This window comes from Tessaracoccus sp. OH4464_COT-324 (genome assembly GCF_003932855.1).
In the GTDB taxonomy this organism is placed as follows: Bacteria; Actinomycetota; Actinomycetes; order Propionibacteriales; family Propionibacteriaceae; genus Arachnia.
The window spans coordinates 1-408 of record NZ_RQYZ01000115.1; the positions used below are offsets into that span (position 1 = coordinate 1).

1 protein-coding gene is annotated in these 408 nt (G+C 37.3%); it reads left to right on the forward strand.

From position 1 onward, the window contains the following. Positions 1-233: glycogen/starch/alpha-glucan phosphorylase (locus tag EII42_RS12350; RefSeq protein WP_148098064.1), on the forward strand; the 233-nt coding region annotated here is incomplete at its 5' end. Positions 234-408: the final 175 nt, after the last annotated feature.

The window sequence follows — 408 nt, forward strand, 5'->3', positions numbered from 1 at the left end:
GTAGTCGTACACGTCTAGAGCGTCTTTATAACGAATTATTAAATAAAGACTGGTTTATGACTTTAATCGACTTTGATTCTTATGTTAAAGCAAAAGAAACAATCTTAGCGGATTACGAAGACCAAGACAGCTGGAATAAAAAAGTTATCCAGAATATTGCGAAAGCAGGTTTCTTCTCATCAGATCGCACTATCGCACAATATAACGCAGATATTTGGCATTGTGAGAATTAAGGGAAAAAGATGAAACTACTTACCCTAAACGTACACGCTTGGTTAGAAGATAACCAAGTGGAAAAAATAGCGATACTTGCTCAAACGATTGTGGAAAAAGGTTACGACGTTATTGCCTTGCAAGAGGTCAATCAACTGATGTCTGCCCCTGCAATTTCACAATCGTTAAAAGCAG